Origin of the sequence: Spirosoma radiotolerans (genome assembly GCF_000974425.1) — a bacterium.
GTDB lineage: Bacteria > Bacteroidota > Bacteroidia > Cytophagales > Spirosomataceae > Spirosoma > Spirosoma radiotolerans.
Genome location: NZ_CP010429.1, coordinates 4,681,385 through 4,699,570, shown reverse-complemented (window position 1 = coordinate 4,699,570; position 18,186 = coordinate 4,681,385). Strand labels below are relative to the sequence as shown.

General features: G+C 49.3%; 12 protein-coding genes. 9 read left to right on the top strand and 3 right to left on the bottom strand.

Features of this window, described 5'->3' with window-relative positions; all coding sequences use genetic code 11:
* The first annotated feature begins 19 nt into the window (after nt 1-19).
* Nucleotides 20-688: a nucleotidyltransferase domain-containing protein gene (locus SD10_RS19075; RefSeq protein ID WP_046575920.1), complete on the top strand. Its 669-nt coding sequence runs from the start codon at nt 20-22 to the stop codon at nt 686-688.
* A gap of 55 nt (nt 689-743) precedes the next feature.
* Nucleotides 744-3,710 (top strand): helicase-related protein, encoded by a 2,967-nt coding sequence (locus tag SD10_RS19070; RefSeq protein WP_046575918.1) that lies wholly within the window; start codon nt 744-746, stop codon nt 3,708-3,710.
* 13 nt (nt 3,711-3,723) lie between these two features.
* Here the strand turns inward: SD10_RS19070 and SD10_RS19065 are convergent, their stop codons facing one another.
* Nucleotides 3,724-4,449 (bottom strand): pseudouridine synthase, encoded by a 726-nt coding sequence (locus tag SD10_RS19065; protein WP_046575916.1) that lies wholly within the window; start codon nt 4,447-4,449, stop codon nt 3,724-3,726.
* Nucleotides 4,450-4,723: 274 nt separating this feature from the next.
* Here SD10_RS19065 and SD10_RS19060 point away from each other — a divergent pair, with 274 nt between their 5' ends.
* Nucleotides 4,724-6,307, top strand: a complete 1,584-nt coding sequence (locus SD10_RS19060; RefSeq protein WP_227699022.1) for a CehA/McbA family metallohydrolase — start codon at nt 4,724-4,726, stop codon at nt 6,305-6,307.
* Nucleotides 6,308-6,425: 118 nt separating this feature from the next.
* Entirely contained in the window at nt 6,426-7,289 is an 864-nt protein-coding gene (locus tag SD10_RS19055) for a M23 family metallopeptidase (RefSeq protein WP_046575914.1), read from the top strand.
* Between the two features lie 100 nt (nt 7,290-7,389).
* Here the strand turns inward: SD10_RS19055 and kduI are convergent, their stop codons facing one another.
* The gene (gene kduI / locus SD10_RS19050; RefSeq protein ID WP_046579791.1) at nt 7,390-8,274 is read right to left on the bottom strand and encodes a 5-dehydro-4-deoxy-D-glucuronate isomerase; all 885 of its coding nucleotides are present in this window, start codon (nt 8,272-8,274) and stop codon (nt 7,390-7,392) included.
* Nucleotides 8,275-8,752: 478 nt separating this feature from the next.
* Here kduI and SD10_RS19045 point away from each other — a divergent pair, with 478 nt between their 5' ends.
* The 5 genes from SD10_RS19045 (at nt 8,753) to SD10_RS19025 (ending at nt 16,673) form a co-directional block, all read left to right on the top strand.
* On the top strand, nt 8,753-9,490 hold the full coding sequence (locus SD10_RS19045) for an HAD family hydrolase (protein ID WP_046575912.1): 738 nt from the start codon (nt 8,753-8,755) through the stop codon (nt 9,488-9,490).
* Nucleotides 9,491-9,556: 66 nt separating this feature from the next.
* On the top strand, nt 9,557-10,708 hold the full coding sequence (locus SD10_RS19040; protein ID WP_046575910.1) for a TIGR03364 family FAD-dependent oxidoreductase: 1,152 nt from the start codon (nt 9,557-9,559) through the stop codon (nt 10,706-10,708).
* Nucleotides 10,709-11,039: 331 nt separating this feature from the next.
* Nucleotides 11,040-14,315, top strand: a complete 3,276-nt coding sequence (locus SD10_RS19035) for a SusC/RagA family TonB-linked outer membrane protein (RefSeq protein ID WP_046575908.1) — start codon at nt 11,040-11,042, stop codon at nt 14,313-14,315.
* Between the two features lie 60 nt (nt 14,316-14,375).
* A complete protein-coding gene (locus SD10_RS19030) occupies nt 14,376-15,947 on the top strand; it encodes a SusD/RagB family nutrient-binding outer membrane lipoprotein (protein ID WP_046575906.1) in 1,572 nt (523 codons plus the stop codon).
* 186 nt (nt 15,948-16,133) lie between these two features.
* The gene (locus SD10_RS19025) at nt 16,134-16,673 is read left to right on the top strand and encodes a phosphonate degradation HD-domain oxygenase (protein WP_046575904.1); all 540 of its coding nucleotides are present in this window, start codon (nt 16,134-16,136) and stop codon (nt 16,671-16,673) included.
* A 272-nt stretch (nt 16,674-16,945) separates the two neighbouring features.
* Here the strand turns inward: SD10_RS19025 and SD10_RS19020 are convergent, their stop codons facing one another.
* Nucleotides 16,946-18,169 (bottom strand): Nramp family divalent metal transporter, encoded by a 1,224-nt coding sequence (locus tag SD10_RS19020; RefSeq protein WP_046575902.1) that lies wholly within the window; start codon nt 18,167-18,169, stop codon nt 16,946-16,948.
* Nucleotides 18,170-18,186: the final 17 nt, after the last annotated feature.

Sequence of the window (18,186 nt, the reverse complement as noted above, 5' to 3'; positions counted from 1 at the left end):
CTTTATCATCCTTACACCAATGAAAATTGAAAAAGGCCAAATGATCGCTGGTCAACCCATTCTGAAAGTCAGAGATTTCTTTAAACGGTACGAACGATTTAGCGTTGAAACAGCTGCTTATTTCTTCACGCTTTCGAAAAAAGCCGCAAAAATGATCTGTCTAGAGTTTACGGAATTAGGCTATTGTAAACGCGTACTGCCCGAAGAAATGGCACCTGCTTACAGGAAAGAAATTCGATACGAACTTTTACCTCTTGGCTGTTCTTTAGCGTTAGCTCGTGCTGTTCCGCCCATAACTCGTCAAAAGGCAGATCGTATTGTACAGGAATTCATGGATCGTGTTGAGGAAATTAATGGCAATGAAAAATACATTTACAAAGTGTCAAAGGTGCTGCTATTTGGTAGTTACATCCGTCCTGAGGCCACTGAATTGAACGATGTAGATATTGCGGTTGAAATAACCCCCAAGTATGATAGCCCAGATGAGCGTCGTAAGAAAAGTGACGAGTATATGCGATCAGCAATTGAGAATGGGCGGCACTTCAGAGATTGGATGGATCAGATGTTTGCTCCACAAAATGATGTAAAAGCATTCCTTAAAAATAAGTCCCGGTACATTAGTCTTCATCCATCGGATGATGAAGTGTTAGAGATAACCGAGACCAAGCAGATATATCCTCAGCTATAACTAATTCAATACGTTGTAACCTTTGAAATAGCCTAAACTACAGCCATATAACGGCATGAATCAACCCGATAAGCCAACACTGAACTATGATCTCGAAACGGGTGAGCTGATGTCGGGTGTTGGTCCGGGTACCGTTGAAACGTTTTTAAAGCAGTATTACGGTCGAGCTAAAAAACGAATACGGATTGCCAGTGCTTATTTTACGGTAAAGGGATACGATATCGGTACCCAGTACTTGACTAATCGATCTGTACAGTTTCAGATTCTGGTAGGGGCTGAAGAGGGGGCGAGTGTTCAATCGTCGATTATCAAAGAAGTTGAGCGCGAACTAACCAGTTGTAAAGAAGACCTCTGGAACGCTGTGTATCAATTGGTGCAGCGGATGGAGTCTAATCAGTTTATTATTCGGGATGCTCGTGAGATGGTCGACGCCCGCGGGATCGAGATAGCCTTTCACTGCAAATATTACATCTGCGACGACTCCATTTTGTGGCATGGTTCCGGCAACTATACGGGCCGGGGCTTACGAACCACTATTGAACAGGCGAGTCTAATTCGTTCGGCTCCAGAGGTAAAATCCTTTGTGGAGCGCTTCGAAAAAGACATGCGCGGAGCTAAAGACCTTCTACCCGATTTATTGGAACGACTCCGAAAATGGCTCGACTTAGTTCCGCCCTTCCACGTATATCTACTGATTCTGCATAAACTAAATAAATTGTTTGAACGGGAAGCGGAACCGGGTCTCGATCTGCCTGTCTACTACCAGCAAGCTATTATTATGCGGGCGGTTGAGCAGGTAAAGTTGTATGATGGCAGTATAATTATTGCGGCTACTGGATTAGGCAAAACAGTTATTGGGGCAGAAATTGCTTATCAACTGCGGCTGTTCAAACGAGCTAAGCACGTTATACTTATTGCTCCGCAGGCCGTGCACGATGAGTGGAAGCGTCATATCAAAGCGCGCGAATTCTTTTTCGAGCCAATCAGTATTGAAACGCTCTTTAAAGATTCAGTGGACGAAACACCGACCCACCATAAAACGCATCAGTTAGAACTGATACTGAAGCAGGCCGGTCCGCAAACTCTTATTATTATAGATGAAGGGCATGCTTATCGAAATCAACTGAAGCAACAATGGATTGCCTTTGAAAGTAAACGCCGTAGAAAGAAGCAACCGAAAGGAAGTTTAGTTTATAAGCGGTTATTACCTGTAGTCAATCAGAAAGGAGCGGCTATGATTTTGCTAACGGCCACTCCTTATGGAACCGACACGCAAAACTTAAATAGCCTTTTGCGCCTACTGCCCGAACGGCGTATTGATCCATTGTTTAATGAACCGACAGCCTGGCGTGTGGAGTCGTTGGACGATTTTATGAAACTGCCGGTGGTATCAGTGTTGGGCTTACATGACGTATTGAAGTTAGCTAGAACGCGTAACAACGTAGATGAAAAAGGAAGGCTGTTTGTCCAGTTTGGCGAAGAACGCCGGTATTTACCAAGAGTCATTCAGGTAAATAAAGTGAGCTACGAACTGCCTTTAGCTAGCGAATTACGAAAAGCGTTTGATGCTGATTGTTTCTCACACGCCACGCCGACGTTGACAGACCATTATGATGAAGAAGCAAGAAAGTTTAAAACAGGAGCAGTGGATACTGCCGACAAAAACTTTATCTTATCCTGGCTAAGTTCGCCGTCGGCGGTTCGGGAAAGTATTCGTAAGAATCTATATACCATTGGTACGAACGACCCCGTTGACGGCACAGGCCAACAAATACCAATATGGGCTAATGATCTATCAGCTAATCCGTCATTCCCAACAAAAGATGAACAGGATAAATTAGGCTATACTGCTAAAATGCTGCGTAGCTGGTACGAGAGAAACCAGGTGCTTAGGTCCTCGTTAGAATCGCTGAAAGAGTTTCAACCCGACGATAAAGTCCATAAGCTACAAGCTATTATTCAGCAGCATTGTCTGGAAAGAAAAGAGAAAGTCATTGTTTTTGTTGAGCGTTTGTGTACAGCAACGTTTATAGAAATAGCCTTACAAAATTACTTTGGAGGTACTGTGAAAATCGGCTGCACAGTTCATGTAACGTCAAGTAAGTACGAATTAAAGAAACCCAAATACCGACGCGAACTGCTAAAACAGTTCTCTCCTAAATCGCATCGCCACAGTACAAAGCATGAGCTGGATATATTGATCTGTACCGATGCTGATGGAGTAGGTGTGAATCTACAGGATGCAAATGTGGTTGTAAACTATGATCCCACCGAAGGAGCTGATACGCTTTTTCAGCGTGCAGGACGGGTTCTCCGTTTTACCAACGACCCAGACCGAATAGTCTATCTCTACACATTCATTCCGGCGAATATTCAACAACAAACACGTTCAGAAGCGTGGAAGCGAATCCGTAATACATTCGACCGTATGATGAAGCGGCACACAAAATCGCGTCATATTTTGGGCCTTGACGTGATGGCCTCTGAAACAGTAAAAACAATTGACCTGAACGATCCACAAATAGAAGAGCGATTAGCGAGTGAATTTGATTATTACGAAACTACGGGTACTAACCAATCTCATCCGCTTTTTCATCATGTAGCTATGCGTGAACAATATAGCGACCTGGCTAAAACCTTGCCAGAAGGAATACATAGCGCAATGTATTACGGGCAAGAAGAAAGAGTAGTGGTACTCATAGATATCAATAGCGAGAAGCGGCTTTTACTTTTCAACACGGCCACCCAACTCTTCGAACACGAACACGATAGTCTGGAGATCCTCGACCTCATCAAATGTGAAGAGGCAACCGAGCGAGCACTAGTGAATCCTGCCACTGTCGAGAGTGAAGCCAAAAATGCTGTACGGCTTTGGTGCGAGCAAACAAGTACTGATCTTGACAACGTGAGAGAGATATGTGCTGTTTACCTACTGCCCAAACCTAAAAATCGATCCGTACGGGCTATAATCGCTGGCGTAATTAACTATAGACAAAGGAAATGGAATAAGGCGAAACAATAAAAGGTAAATTGATTTAGTTTATTTTTTGCTCTTCTTCCCCAAACAACACCCCCAGCATCCGCCCAAACTCGGCCTGCCAGGGCGCTGTGATCGTAACCGGTTCCGACGTGACCGGATGCGTAAACTTAATTTGTTGCGCGTGGAGCAGCATGGTGTTCATCCCGAAATGATCCTTGAATAACTTGTTCTGCTTGTTGCAGCCGTGCGGGCGGTCGCCGATAATGGGGTGGAGGATGTGGGCCATGTGCTTGCGTAACTGGTGCATCCGGCCCGTGGTGGGTGTCAATTCCACCAGCGAATAACGAGACGTAGTATGTTTCCCAAATGGCAGAGGTATCTCCGTCCGCTGGAGGGTTTTTAGCTGGGTAAAGGCGTCTTGTACAATTCCGTCGTCCCGGCGAAGTGGATAGTCGATCGCTTGCTCATCGGGCGTGTGGCCTCGCACAATGGCCAGGTACGTTTTGTGTACGGCTCCTTCCATAAACTGTTGCTGCATGAGGGAGTTCATGGATTCGGAAAGGGCGAAGAGGAGGACGCCCGCCGTTTTGCGGTCGAGCCGGTGAACGGGATAAACGCGTTGCCCCAACTGGTCGCGGAGAAGTTGGACGGCAAATTCGCTCGCGTCGCTGGCTATGAACGAGCGGTGTACCAGTAAGCCATGCGGTTTATTGATGGCCACCAAATCTGTATCCTGATACAGTATAGAGAGGGGTTGCGTTGTATTTATACCTTGATTCATTGCCCGCAAGTAGCACAAAAAAATAGACACCCTCTCCAATATGCTTCATAAAAAGCTCGCTTGTAAAACAGGGTTGAGTGGGGTCAGATTCTTAAATCTGACATGTGCGGTTACTTATAACCAAACTATGCGAGGTTTTGAGAAACCTCACGTGTCGGTTATAAGTAACCAACACCACAGGCATATGCAGCCTATAAGGTTATCTGTCTTACACGGCAAGATTCATTTGCGTTGTATACCGAAATGGCTGTCTACTGGCTTTTTTTACTGCATATTGACTGGAATAGTTTACTTCATTGCACAAAAAAACACCTATGCTCAGATAAGTAAGCCGTCCGGCTCACTACATATTGCCGTGCGCGATGGCAAGACAGGCAAGCTCACCGCCGTTCGGGTGCGGTTGACGCAGGGTGGGAAACCCATAAAAACACTGCCAAAAGAAGTCGCAGCGGTTTCGTATGGCTTATGGGACCATGCCGATGGCTACAGGTATCAACCCGATAGTTCGTTTTACGTGCCGGGGCAATTTACTCTGCCGCTACCGCCGGGCACCTATCAGCTCACCCTGATGAAGGGAAATGAGTACGTCAATCAGCAGCATACGCTTGTTATAAAACCCAATCAGGCGCTTCAGAAAACCTACACCCTGACACGCTGGATCAATATGGGGGCACGGGGCTGGTATTCGGCCGATGATCATATCCATATCCGGCGCTCACCGGGCGAAAACCAGTCCTTGATGAACTGGCTCCAGGCCGAAGATCTGAACGTGGGCGTTCTGCTCAAAATGGGCGATTTCTGGGAAACCTATTATCCCCAATACGCTTTCGGTGAGCAGGGAAACTATCAATCCGGGAATTATCTGTTGACGGCCGGTCAGGAAGACCCCCGAACGCCCGAACTGGGCCACGCCCTGGGGTTTGGCGCTACGGGGGCTGTGCGTTATAAGCAGGATTATTATTACTACGACAAGGTTTTTGACGAATTGCACAAACGCGGTGGCCTGACTGGATACGCGCACCAGGCCGAATCGTTTCATGGCTACCGGGGACTTACCCTCGATGGCTTGCGTCGCAAAGTCGATATGCTGGAACTGCTGCAATATTGCGTGTCGGATCAACCCCTGCGCACGGAACAGTATTACCACATGCTGGACCTGGGATTTCCGCTGACGGCTACGGCTGGGTCGGATTTCCCCTGGTGTGGGCACGACCACGATCATGGCCCACCCGAACAGTCGGCCCGGATTGGGAACGCCCGTTTCTACACCTATCTCAATAAACCGTTCAGTTATACCGCCTGGAAAGAAGCCGTAGCCGCCGGACATACATTCGTGACCAGTGGCCCTGTTCTTACCTTCAGTGTCAACGATGCCTTGCCCGGTGACCGGGTTGCGTTGATGAAGGGAAGCGGGCTGCGCATCCGGGCCGAAGCCCTGGGCCATCCCGGTCAGACGCCACTCGACACTCTGGAAATTATCGCCCACGGTCGGGTACTGGGTCGAGTCACGAAACAGGATTCGGGTCAATCGACGGGGCGGTTAGCCCTAACCATAGAGCTTCCGTCTGTGGCGCATGGCCTCTGGATTGCGGCCCGGTGCTATGGGAAATCCCGACAGGCGGCCCACACAACGCCTGTATATGTGAGCGTTGATGGAGATGGGTTTCACAATCCTGAATCCGTTGAACGCTACCTAACCCTGAGTGAAAAGTACCTTCGTGAATTGGAGCAGGAACTCGAAACGCACCACGATAACCCCGAATTCCGGGCCTGGTATTATAAGAAAGGGCTCAAAACCCGCGTCGACGAAACGCGTCAGGTGATCAGCGAATTGAGAAACAAACTGATTCGCCGATAAGAACAGGATAAACTTACTGTTCACTGCTTCAGCCGTGAGTAGGGAAACAGTGCTTGCTGGAATCTGGTTATAACATGGATAATCAGATTTGCTGACCCAGGCGCTAGCCCCATAACGTATGAACAAGCTTCTCTTTACTATCCCGATGGTATTTTTTCTGAGCCTGGCTTCGGGACAGGCCCAAACGAAGAAAGCTTCGTCAACCACAACGCCCAAGTCCGTAAGTGTGGCGCAGGGTGAAGTAGCTCGCTGGGCTGGTAACTGCTTGCGTTGTAGTTTTGAAAAACGCGCCTGGTCGGCCGTTAATGGCACCTGCTACTATCCGGTTGATATGGATATGAAACCGGGCCATTATACTATTTCCCGCCGGACAACGGGCGGTAAACTGGAAACAGCCACGATAAATGTAGCTGAAAAAGCTTGTGTACAGGAAGACATTACCAATTTTCCAAAGAAGGAGTACGTCAATGTGTCTCCTCAAAATCAGGCTCGGGCGGCTAAAGAAGCGGCTGTCGTTAATCCATTGATTCGCTATCAGTCGAGCCTGCGTCCCGCTGTTTTCGACTTGCCGGTGGGCAAGCCTGCCAATTCCCTACCCAAAGGAGAAGGTAACTTCGGTGCCTGCCGGACCATCAACGGCCAACCCCGAGACCGGCATACCGGGCAGGATTACCCTGTTGGCGTGGGCACTCCGGTGCTGAGTGTTGGCAATGGTCGTGTGTTACTGGCTGCCAATCAGTTTTATAGTGGAAATGCTGTTTATATCGACCACGGCAACGGGCTTATTTCGGAGTATTTCCATTTGAAAAGCTACTCCGTTAAGCCGAATCAAACGGTTACCAAAGGGCAGAAAATTGGTTTCGCTGGCGAAACAGGCCGTGTAACAGGGCCTCACCTGCATTTCGGTGTGCGCTGGCATGGCGCCTGTATTAATCCCGGCTTTTTACTGATCGATCCGGCGGATATGCAGGAAGTGAAGTAAGCTTTCTGACGTGTAGTATATCAACGACTCATAAGCCTTACCTGGGCATAACCCGGAACAGCCTCCTTTTTACGGTGGAGAGGCTGTTCCGGGTTATGCCTTATTTGAGGGCAGTTATGGCACAGAAATCCATGTCGCTATAGTCGAGGTTCTCACCGGCCATTCCCCAGATGAAGGTGTAATTTGAGGTGCCAGCCCCGGCATGAATCGACCAGTTAGGCGAGATTACTGCCTGTTCGTTCTGCATAAAAATATGGCGGGTTTCCTGCGGTTGTCCCATAAAATGGCAGACGCTCTGGCCTTCCGGCACTTCAAAGTAAAAGTAAACTTCCATGCGCCGGTCGTGCGTATGGGCGGGCATCGTGTTCCAGACGCTGCCTGCTTTCAGTTCCGTCATACCCATTTGCAACTGGCAGGTTGGCAACACACTATTTACCAGTAATTTATTGATAACCCGGTGGTTGGCGGTTTCCATGCTGCCCAACTCCACGACGTCGGCATCGGCACGTGCTATTTTGCGGGTCGGATAGTTTCGGTGGGCCGGTGTCGAGTTAAGGTAGAATTTAGCCGGAGCATCGGCGTCGTAAGAAATGAACTGAATATCCTGCGTACCCTGACCAATGTATAGGGCTTCTTTATAATTCAGATCATACGGGGCCCCATCGGCTACCACGCGGCCAGCCCCGCCTACATTGATGATACCCAGTTCGCGCCGTTCCAGAAAATAGTTGGCTTTGAGTTGATCGGGCGTGTCGAGGGTAAGCGGGCCATCAACTGGCATAATGCCTCCCGTCAGGTATCGGTCAAAAAACGACAGTGTCCATCTGAACTGGTTGGCTACGAACAAGGTATCAATGAGAAAGTTCTGCCGGAGCTGTGCGGTATCCATGCCTTTTACTTCGTTGGGTGAAGAAGCATATCGGCTTTCGAAGACTGTTCTGGGCTCGGTTTGGCTATCGGTCTGGCTGGTTGATTGGGCTTGCATAGGTACAGAATTGCCAGCTGGCAAAAGGGGTGTTAGCGGTTATTTCCGGGAAACGTTTAAGCGATACACTGTATAAAGTACAAAAAGGCTAAGCAGCGTTGGAGAAAAACGAAGCGATGGCATGTCGCTAAAATTACCTTAATCACTACCTATTTTACACGAAAGTAGATGCCTGGCGCAAAAAAATACTCGTTTACGCCGGGAAGTAATTGATTATTTTTCTGCAAACGTTTGCGGCAGCGTTTGCAGAAAAAAAGACATTCTTAAAAACGTTTTATTGACTGATGCAAACCACCGGCGAATGGATGGAGTCTTGTCTTTCTAGAATTATAGTTGACAATGCCTGAGGTAAGTTACCTGTAGAAATTTTCGTAAAAGATCTGGTTACGCTAATTTCATGTTTTCTTAATCCGGAAGAAGTTGGTCATACCAAAAGATTCTGTTGATTTGTTTTCTTTTCATTTGGATCTACCGAATTATGCAGCCAATTGAGTTAGTTGTTTTCGATATGGCCGGGACTACGGTCACCGATCACCATGAAGTAGAGCGGTGTTTTGCCGAAGCTGCTGTGGAAACGGGTCTGTCGGTTACCGATGAGCGGATTCTGGCTATGCAGGGCCTTGCCAAGCGGTATGTTTTCGAAACGCTTTGGAAAGAGCAACTCGGAGAAGATAGCCCCGAGGTTCAGTCGAACGTTGACATTTCCTACGATTCTTTCCGGCGCATATTGGAAGAACACTACCTGACGCAGGGCGCAACACCCACCGAAGGTTGCCTGGAGACCTTTGCCTATCTGCACGAACGGGGTATTGCCATTGCGCTCACAACGGGTTTCTACCGCGTCGTTACCGATATTATTCTGGAAAAACTTGGCTGGCTCGAGGGACTCGATGCGCAACGGGTAGGAACGCCCACCAGTTTACTACAGGCTTCAATTGCCAGTGATGAAGTTTCGCGCGGTCGGCCGTACCCACAAATGATCGAGCGGGCCATGCAATTGGTGGGCGTAACGAATCCCAAAGCCGTAGTGAACATCGGCGATACGCCTTCTGATCTGTTGTCGGGTCGGGCTGCGGGCGTGGCGCTGAATCTGGGCCTGACCAACGGGACACATTCGCGCGAGCAACTGGAAAATCAGCCGCATGATTTGCTGCTGGGTTCACTTTGGGAGCTGCCCGCGCTGCTGGAGAAACACGAACTATCTCTTACAAACTAATAGCTGCAGAGAGTGATTAAGTTGTATGCCCAGGGCTGTGTCCTCACGGTCTCTCTTTCTTAAAAAATGACATCATCGTACGATCTGATTATTATTGGTGCCGGGGCGCTCGGTACCTTCCATGCGTATCATGCCGCTAAATCGGGGAAACGCGTACTCTTGCTCGAAAAAGATAGCTACCCGATCGGCGCGACCGTACGAAACTTCGGCCAGGTAGTACCCTCCGGCCTGGCAGGACGGTGGTTTGAGTACGGCCGCCGAAGCATGGAAATTTACCGGGAAATACAACAGGAAACCGATTTGACAGTCCGACCGAATGGTACGATCTACATCGCATCCGATGCCGACGAGTGGACACTGGCCAACGAACTTCACGACCGGTATCAGCACCTTGGTTATACGAGTGAGCTACTGACGAAGGCGCAATGCCTCGCCAATTACCCAGCCCTAAAGCCTGACTATGTCGTAGGCGGTATTTTCTTTCCGCAGGAAATGAGCGTAGAACCAGAGCAGATGATTCATCGGCTGCTGGCGTTCATTCAACAGAAATACCCAGTCGATTACCGGCCCGGTTCAGTCGTGATCGACACCCAGCCGAACGCCAGCGGAGCCACGGTAACCCTGAGCAATCAGCAACAGTTTCAGGCCGGGCGTGTGCTTATTTGCGGAGGACATGAAGTTCGGCTGTTATTCCCTGACGTGCTGGCTCAGGCGGGGTTAGTGGTTAGTAAACTTCAGATGCTACTGGCCGAGCCGGTGGCAGGTCTGCGTTTGCCCGGTAATATTCTGACGGGACTGACAATCCGGCGTTATGAAGCGTTTCAGGAATGCCCATCCTACGCCAGCCTTACGGCAAACACGCCCGAGCATCTTGCCGAACTCAAAAAGTGGGGTATTCACATTCTTTTCAAGCAGGCCATCGATGGTTCCATCATCGTTGGCGATTCGCATGAGTACGCGGAGGCTACCCAGGCGGAGGACCTCGGCTACCATACCCAGGATTACATCAACGACCTGATGCTGACCGAAGCCCGGCGCATTGTTACCTTCCCGTTAACCATCCGAAAAACCTGGGCTGGTTTTTACAGCCAGACAAAGGCCGAGATCTTTGAGCATAATGTGGCCGACAGCATACGCATCGTAACGGGTATTGGCGGAAAAGGCATGAGTTCCGGTGCTGGCTATGCCGAAGAAAGCATCCGGCAGTGGCTTGGTTAAAAGATGGGCTAATGGGGCGAACGTAGACGTTCGTACCATCAGCCTACTATCATTTCACCACCGTATCCTTAGTCAAACGGTACTTATTGGTAGAATAAAAAGAAGTCTTATTGTTGTATTTATTTGGCATTTTGATGTTAAGACACGGTAAATAGTTTGGCTTTTTATTTATAAACAGGTAATCTATACTTAATATTAAGCCAACAGCACAATCATACTTTTGCGGGAAATTACTTAAGCAACACTAACCTGCAAACGTATGAAGCTTTGTATACCGTCTTCAACGTCATGGCATCGGCCGACCGCTCCTCGCGATTTATGCCGACTATCCATGACGTTTTTATTTTGTCTGTTATCCGGCCTGTCGGCCTTTGCACAAACGATTACCGGGCGCGTACTGTCTGGTGATGATAACCAACCGCTGCCGGGTGTATCGATTATTGTGAAAGGCACAAATACGGGGACAACCAGCCGTGCCGATGGTACCTACTCGATCAGTGCGCAGTCTGCCAGCACATTAACGTTTTCGTTCATTGGGTACGAAACGCAGGACGTTACCGTAGGGAACCGCAGTACGATCGATGTGTCGATGGCCGGGAGCGCAAAAGCGCTGAACGAAGTCGTGGTAACGGCGCTGGGTATTCGAAAAGATGTTCGGCAAACGGGGGTCGCCATTCAGACCGTCGATGGGTCGCAACTGCTTAAAGCGCGTGAACCAAACCCGATTAACTCCCTTACCGGTAAAGTAGCCGGTCTGACCATCGGGGCATCCGCAGAATTATTGGGGCGTCCATCGGTAGTCCTGCGGGGGAATCAGGACGTACTGTTTGTTGTCGATGGTATCCCCATTACATCAGACACCTGGAACCTCAGTGCCGATGACATTGATACGTACACTGTGTTAAAAGGTGCTTCAGCTTCCGCATTATATGGTTTCCGGGGCAAAAATGGGGCTATCCTCATCACGACCAAACGCGGAACGAAAGATAAACGCGGGTTCTCTGTTGAGGTGAACACAAGCCAGATGGCTGATCAGGGCTTTATTGCCATTCCTAAAGTACAGGATCAATACGGCCCTGGTGACCACGGCGTGTATGCGTTTGGTGATGGAAAAGGCAACGGTCTGAACGATGGTGATTATGACATCTGGGGACCTGCGCTCAATGGGCAGCTCATCCCACAGTACGACAGTCCGGTTGTGCCAGGACAGAGTTTTACGACGACATTTAAGAAAGCGGATGGCAATAACGTGGTGTTTACCAGCAACCGCCAGCCAACGCCGTTTATTCCCCGTGGTCAGAATAACCTGAGCCGGTTTATTCAAACAGGTATCCTCTCGAACAACAACATCGCCGTGGCGGCATCAGGGGAGAAATATGACATGCGTTTTTCGCTCTCGCACAACTTCCAGCGGGGCCTGGTGCCGAACACGAAGCTGAACGTTACCAACTTCAACATGACGGGCGGATATAACTTTTCGCCTAAACTTCGTTTCGAAGCCAGTTTGAATTACAACCGCCAGTACACGCCAAATTTTCCAGACGTGAACTACGGTCCTAATTCGCTGATTTACAATATTATTGCCTGGGGTGGTGCCGACTGGAACATCGACGATATGAAGCAGATCTGGCAGCCGGGTAAAGAGGGTACTCAGCAAATCTACGCCGAATATCAGCGCTACAATAACCCCTGGTTTCTGGCCAAATACTGGTTGCGTGGTCATTACAATAACAACGTGTATGGGTATACGTCACTTCGCTATCAGCTAGCCGATGGGCTACAACTGACGGCCAAAACGCAGTTAACGACCTATAACCTGCTTCGTACGGAGAAATTGCCCTATTCGGCAACGACTTATGGTCGGGAAGAAGCCCGTGGCGATTATCGCGAAGACCGCCGTAGTCTGTTCGATAATATCAATCAGGTGCTGCTTCAGTATAATCGCAAAGTGACGAAGGATTTGAATATCAATGCGCTGGCTGGTGGCGAAGCCCGGATTTTCAATTACAATTCTGACTTTGCCAGCACCAACTACCTGAACGTGCCGGGCGTTTATAACTTCGCCAACTCATCGAATCCGGTGATTGCCTCAAATTTCCAGTCGGACATGCGCGTGCTGTCAGCGTATTACTCCGCTGATTTCACCTTCCGCGATTACGCTACGCTGACCACAACGGGTCGTGTAGATAAGCTCTCGACCTTACCTAAAGGAAACAATTCCTACTTCTATCCGTCGGTGGCCCTGAGTACGGTCATTTCCGATTACGTGAAATTGCCGTCCAATCTGGGTATTTCATTCCTGAAATTACGGGCTTCGTACGCCAACGTAAAGGATGGGCTTACGCAATCGACGATTCAGAATGCGTTTAATCCATTCTCCAATTACGGTTCAAATCCAATTGGGTACGGTGATAACTATTCATCCTCCTACGGCGGTCCGACTTATCAAAACTCGGCGGTCTATTCCTTGCCGCTGCTCTACAACAACAAGCCCGGCGCGTACTTTACCAACACGCTCAACAACCCGAACCTGAAGCCAAACTCGACCTCACAAAGTGAAGTTGGTCTGGACGTTCGTTTCTTCGATAACCGGATTGCGGTCGATGCGGCTTATTATGTCAGCAATGACGGTCCGCGCATTTTTACCCTGCCTTCATCGGAAGCAACGGGCTCCACGGGCCGGTTGGTAAACGGTATTCAAACGCAGAAAAAAGGGGGCGAAATCTCCGTAACGGGTAAAGCCATTCGTTCTGCAAAAGGACTGAGCTGGGACGTGGTTGCCAACTATTCGACCTATACCGAACGGCTCAAAGAAGTGTATCCGGATGGGGGCATCAACACCCTGGCCTCAAATTATTTCGTGAATGGCAGCAGCGGTTCCCGCTACCTCAACATCGGCGACCGAACCGACGCTTATTATGCCGGTGCTTTCGTACGGACAACTGATGGTCAGTTGATTAACGACGGCGGTGGACGGCCTATCGTCAATCCAGTAGCCCAGTTATTGGGTTATGTGAACCCTAAGTTCGTGTGGGGAATCAATAACCGGTTCAGCTATAAAAATATCAACTTCAGCTTCCAGTTCGATGGCCGCGTAGGGGGTGTTATCATGGACTATATCAAACAGAAGACGTACCAGGGCGGTCGTAATATCGAAACCGTTGAAGGCGCGCTGGGCGCTGCCCGTCCGAATGATGTGCTGGGTATCAAATCGTACGTGGGTGAAGGTGTTGCCATTGCCAGCGGAACGATCAACTACGACGTAAATGGTAACGTAACCAATTATGGCGAGCTGAAATACACGCCGAATACGACAAAAACCTATGAGCAGGATTACATCGGCCGTGTGTATGGACAGGCCGAAGCGTCGCTTATCAGCCGGAGTTTTGCCAAACTGCGGGAGGTGATCATTGGGTACACACTACCGCCAACTATGCTGAGCCGTTTGGGCGTAAAACAGGCCAGCGTATCCATTGTGGGTCGTAACCTGCTCTATTTCGCCGAACGCAAAGACATCGACCTCGACCAGTTCGTAACGGGTGGTGCGTCGTCGCTGCAAACCCCGACTACCCGTCGGTACGGGATCAATCTAAATCTGACATTTTAAACAGGTTCGATGGCGCGAGCACACCGCTCGCGCCATCGAACGCCAAAAAATAGATTCTTTATGAAACTCAATCAACTCGTTATCGTCTCGCTAACGGCTCTTGGCCTGATGCTCTCAGGCTGCGAAAAGCCATTTGATGAACTGGAGCAGGACCCGAACCGGCCGACGAGCGCCCCGGCTTCGCTGGTTTTCAATGGTGTATTAAACGACATGTATAGTGTGGCGGGTGGGGGTGCCTGGAATGATGCACAACGGTGGGATCAGTTTTACGCCAGCAACTACAACTACTACGCAACCAATGATTACGCCTGGACAGCCACCAGCCTCTATTACACAACCCTGAAAAACGTTGTGAAGATGGAGCAGGAAGCCAAGAAAGCGGGTTTACCGGACGTAAACGCCTATTCGGCGCTGGGTAAGTTTTTTCGGGCGTATTATTTCGAAAATATGACCAAGCGCGTGGGCGATATTCCCCTGACCGATGCATTGCAGGGACTGGATAACCCGACGCCAAAATACAATACGCAGAAGGAAGTTTATGTACAGATTCTGAAATGGCTCGACGATGCCAATGCCGACTTAACCACTCTGATTGCCAAAAGCGATAACAACCTGACGGGCGATATTTACCTCGGCAATAATCTGGCGAAATGGCAGAAAACGGTCAACACCTATAAGCTACGGGTGCTGGTGAGTTTGAGCAAGAAAGAGGCTGATACAGAGTTGAATGTAAAAGCCCGATTTGCCGAAGTATTGGCCAACCCGACCAAGTTTCCTGTGATGGCTTCGATGGACGATAACTTGCAATACGTTTATAATAGCTCGTTCAACAAGTACAATCGTAATCCGGATAATTTCGGGCAAAACGCCACGCGTGAAAACATGTCGGCCACATACCTGGGCACCCTGACCACGCTGAAAGATCCCCGGACATTTGTGGTGGCTGAACCCGCTACGGCAAAAGTCGCTGCGGGGGCGAAGCCAACGGATTTTGCTGCTTTTGTCGGCGCGTCGTCTGGCGAAGATTTGGCCATTATGTCTTCGAATGCCAACCAGGGCTTGTATTCATTCCAGAACCGGAAGCGCTATTACAGCACATACACTGCCGAACCGTATATCATCATCGGCTATCCGGAACTGCAATTTACCATTGCCGAAGGAATCAACCGGGGATGGGCCGGCGGTACAGCCGAAGATTATTACAAAAAAGGAATTCAGGCATCCTGGGGTTTTTATGGCCTGACAGATGGTGCCAACACCGTTTATTTCTCAGCCGATGGAGGCTATAAGGTGTTCAACGCCTATACCGTAAATGTCAGTTTCGCTGATTACTACGCGCAGGCTGCCGTAAACTACGCCGGCAATACAACAACTGGACTGAATCAGATTTTGACGCAAAAGTACCTTGCGTTTTTTCAGCAGTCGGGCATGGAAGCGTTTTATAACCAGCGTCGGACAGGTGTGCCTACATTTTTGGTAGGTCCCGGAACGGGCAATAGCCAGCGGATTCCGGTACGGTGGCAATATCCATCAACCGAACGGTCGTATAACACCACAAACAATGCCGCAGCCGTAACCAGTCAGTATGCCGGTAATGACGACATCAATGCGGCCATGTGGATATTGAAATAATTTCCGCTTCTTAGATTAACCATCAACCCCACCATTTATCATAAAGTAGACCGATCAGGTTTCCAAAACCTGATCGGTCTTTTTCCTTCCGGGGTTATCCGTATATTCACCCCCGGATAATTAGATCATTGTCGGTGATCTTTCTTTTGTCAATTAGCCAACTGGATAAACCATCCGGTATTACTTATGGAAACGATTGCTACTCTCTTTGCCCAAGGTGGGCAGGATGCTTATTTTGGCGAACCCGTAACCCAGTTGGAGCATGCTTTGCAATGCGCCTTGTTGGCCGAGCAGGCTGGCGCTGATGAAGAAACGGTTGTAGCAGCCTTCCTGCACGATATTGGTCATCTGCTTCCACCAGCCATGGCCGATGGGTACATGGATGGCTACGGCACAGTCGACCACGAACGGCTGGGAGCCGATTATCTTCGTAATCTTGGCTTTTCGGAAAAAGTAGCCCAATTGATTGAGCACCATGTGAATGCCAAGCGCTATCTGGTATTCAAAAATCCGAAGTACTTCGCCCGGTTGTCGGAAGCCAGTTTGAAAACGCTGGAATTTCAGGGTGGACCGATGACGCAGGAAGAAGCCGCCGATTTTGAAGCTAATCCTTACTTCAAAGGCATTTTGCAAATGCGCACCTGGGATGAGCAAGCCAAAATTCCGGGCTTGCCAACGCCCGGTATAGCTTACTATTTAACCATAGCCAATCGAAATCACAACTGAAGAAGTTCTTCGTTAACGTAAATGATGATTAGCTTTTGTCATCCCGACCAAGGAGGGATCTTAACTTTTCGTAGCGCTCAAGATAGGATACGTTAAGATCCCTCCTTCGTCAGGATGACAAGAAATAGTCACAAAACACCTGTAAATCAATCTATTAACTCTTGGGGTATCTTTGACGCACGTTAGCTATGGACGATTTTTGCTGGTTTTGGTGAGCTATTCCACTAAGTAAAAATAAGCAAGACGAAGTCAGCTCATCGACACTGAAACGTCTAGATTGCCTGAATAGCCAGCCAGACGTTCCAGAGACCAAAAACGGCCGTAACAAGCACAACGCTGCCCATGGCTATATTTTGCCAAAGGGTATTACAGTATTTATCGCCAAGCAAAGATTTATTATTGACGGCCAGAAACAAAAACACCGTCACGAACGGGAGGAGTATGCCATTGATCGCCTGTACGGCAACGATGACCGGAATCGGTGTAACGTTTAACAACCCGAACACCAGCCCTGTCGTTAGCACAATGAGCCAGATGGCCCGGTAGGTAAGCGAGTTTTTCGGAACGCCAAGTAAACTGTGTGCCGTTACGGATGCTGCCAATGGTGCTGTGAGCGAGGATGCAAAGCCGGCGGCAAAGAGGCCAAAGGCAAACAGCGACCCTGCCCAGGGACCAATTCGGCTGGTCATTACCTGTGCCATGTGTGCGTAAGAAAAGTCATTGGGAATGAGAAGACCTGCCAAGAGCAACACCACCGAAATGATGCCGCCCAGGATAACGGCTACCCAAATGCCCAACTTCATTTCGCCCAACGACTGCCCATTGGATTCTCCAGTTGCCGAATCACCGGACGTTGGCACGATGCTTGATCCGAAGAAAAGATTGTAAGGCACAATTGTTGTCCCAATGAGGCCGTTAATCAGCAGCAGAGAGCCCGAAGGTACGGCGGGCGTAACCAGCGCACTAGCCAGACTTGCGGGTGTAACGGGCGTCCCGAAGGCAACGTAGAGGAAGGCTCCGCCCATAGCAAAAACGACCAGGCCAAGCATATTCGCCAATCCCTGCGTGGAGCCGACCCATAAGAGTACGACACACACCAGCCCAACAACAATCGTCAAGAGCGGAACGGGAAAGCCCGTTAACAGGGCAAGGCCAGATACAGCCCCGAGAATATTGCCTGCCTGATAAGCGGCACAGCCCAGAAAAATAGCCAGAAACAACGCCCAGGCGATTCGTCGTCCGCGAGGACCGGCATAGGTCTGGACAATAACCTGGCCTAAATCATTGCCAGTAGCGATAGTAATTCGGGCAGCGGCCTCCTGCAACCAGACAGTGCCCAGGGTAGAGAAGGTGAGAACCCAAAGGAGTTGAAGTCCATAAGTTGAACCGGCAATAGCACAGGCCGTCACCGAACCGGGGCCAATAAATGCAGCCGAAATAACCGACCAGAATAAAACACTGCCGAGACCTGAGCGAAGAGAAAGTACTTTAGGCACGTGAGGAATGATGAATT

What these genes read in the sequence shown, in the direction of transcription:
- kduI (WP_046579791.1), bottom strand. Translation starts at nt 8,274, where the DNA reads ATGCAAGCCCAATCAACCAGCCAGACCGATAGCCAAACCGAGCCCAGA.
- SD10_RS19040 (WP_046575910.1), top strand. Translation starts at nt 9,557, where the DNA reads ATGACATCATCGTACGATCTGATTATTATTGGTGCCGGGGCGCTCGGT.
- SD10_RS19025 (WP_046575904.1), top strand. Translation starts at nt 16,134, where the DNA reads ATGGAAACGATTGCTACTCTCTTTGCCCAAGGTGGGCAGGATGCTTAT.
- SD10_RS19065 (WP_046575916.1), bottom strand. Translation starts at nt 4,449, where the DNA reads ATGAATCAAGGTATAAATACAACGCAACCCCTCTCTATACTGTATCAG.
- SD10_RS19030 (WP_046575906.1), top strand. Translation starts at nt 14,376, where the DNA reads ATGAAACTCAATCAACTCGTTATCGTCTCGCTAACGGCTCTTGGCCTG.
- SD10_RS19075 (WP_046575920.1), top strand. Translation starts at nt 20, where the DNA reads ATGAAAATTGAAAAAGGCCAAATGATCGCTGGTCAACCCATTCTGAAA.
- SD10_RS19070 (WP_046575918.1), top strand. Translation starts at nt 744, where the DNA reads ATGAATCAACCCGATAAGCCAACACTGAACTATGATCTCGAAACGGGT.
- SD10_RS19045 (WP_046575912.1), top strand. Translation starts at nt 8,753, where the DNA reads ATGCAGCCAATTGAGTTAGTTGTTTTCGATATGGCCGGGACTACGGTC.
- SD10_RS19035 (WP_046575908.1), top strand. Translation starts at nt 11,040, where the DNA reads ATGACGTTTTTATTTTGTCTGTTATCCGGCCTGTCGGCCTTTGCACAA.
- SD10_RS19055 (WP_046575914.1), top strand. Translation starts at nt 6,426, where the DNA reads ATGAACAAGCTTCTCTTTACTATCCCGATGGTATTTTTTCTGAGCCTG.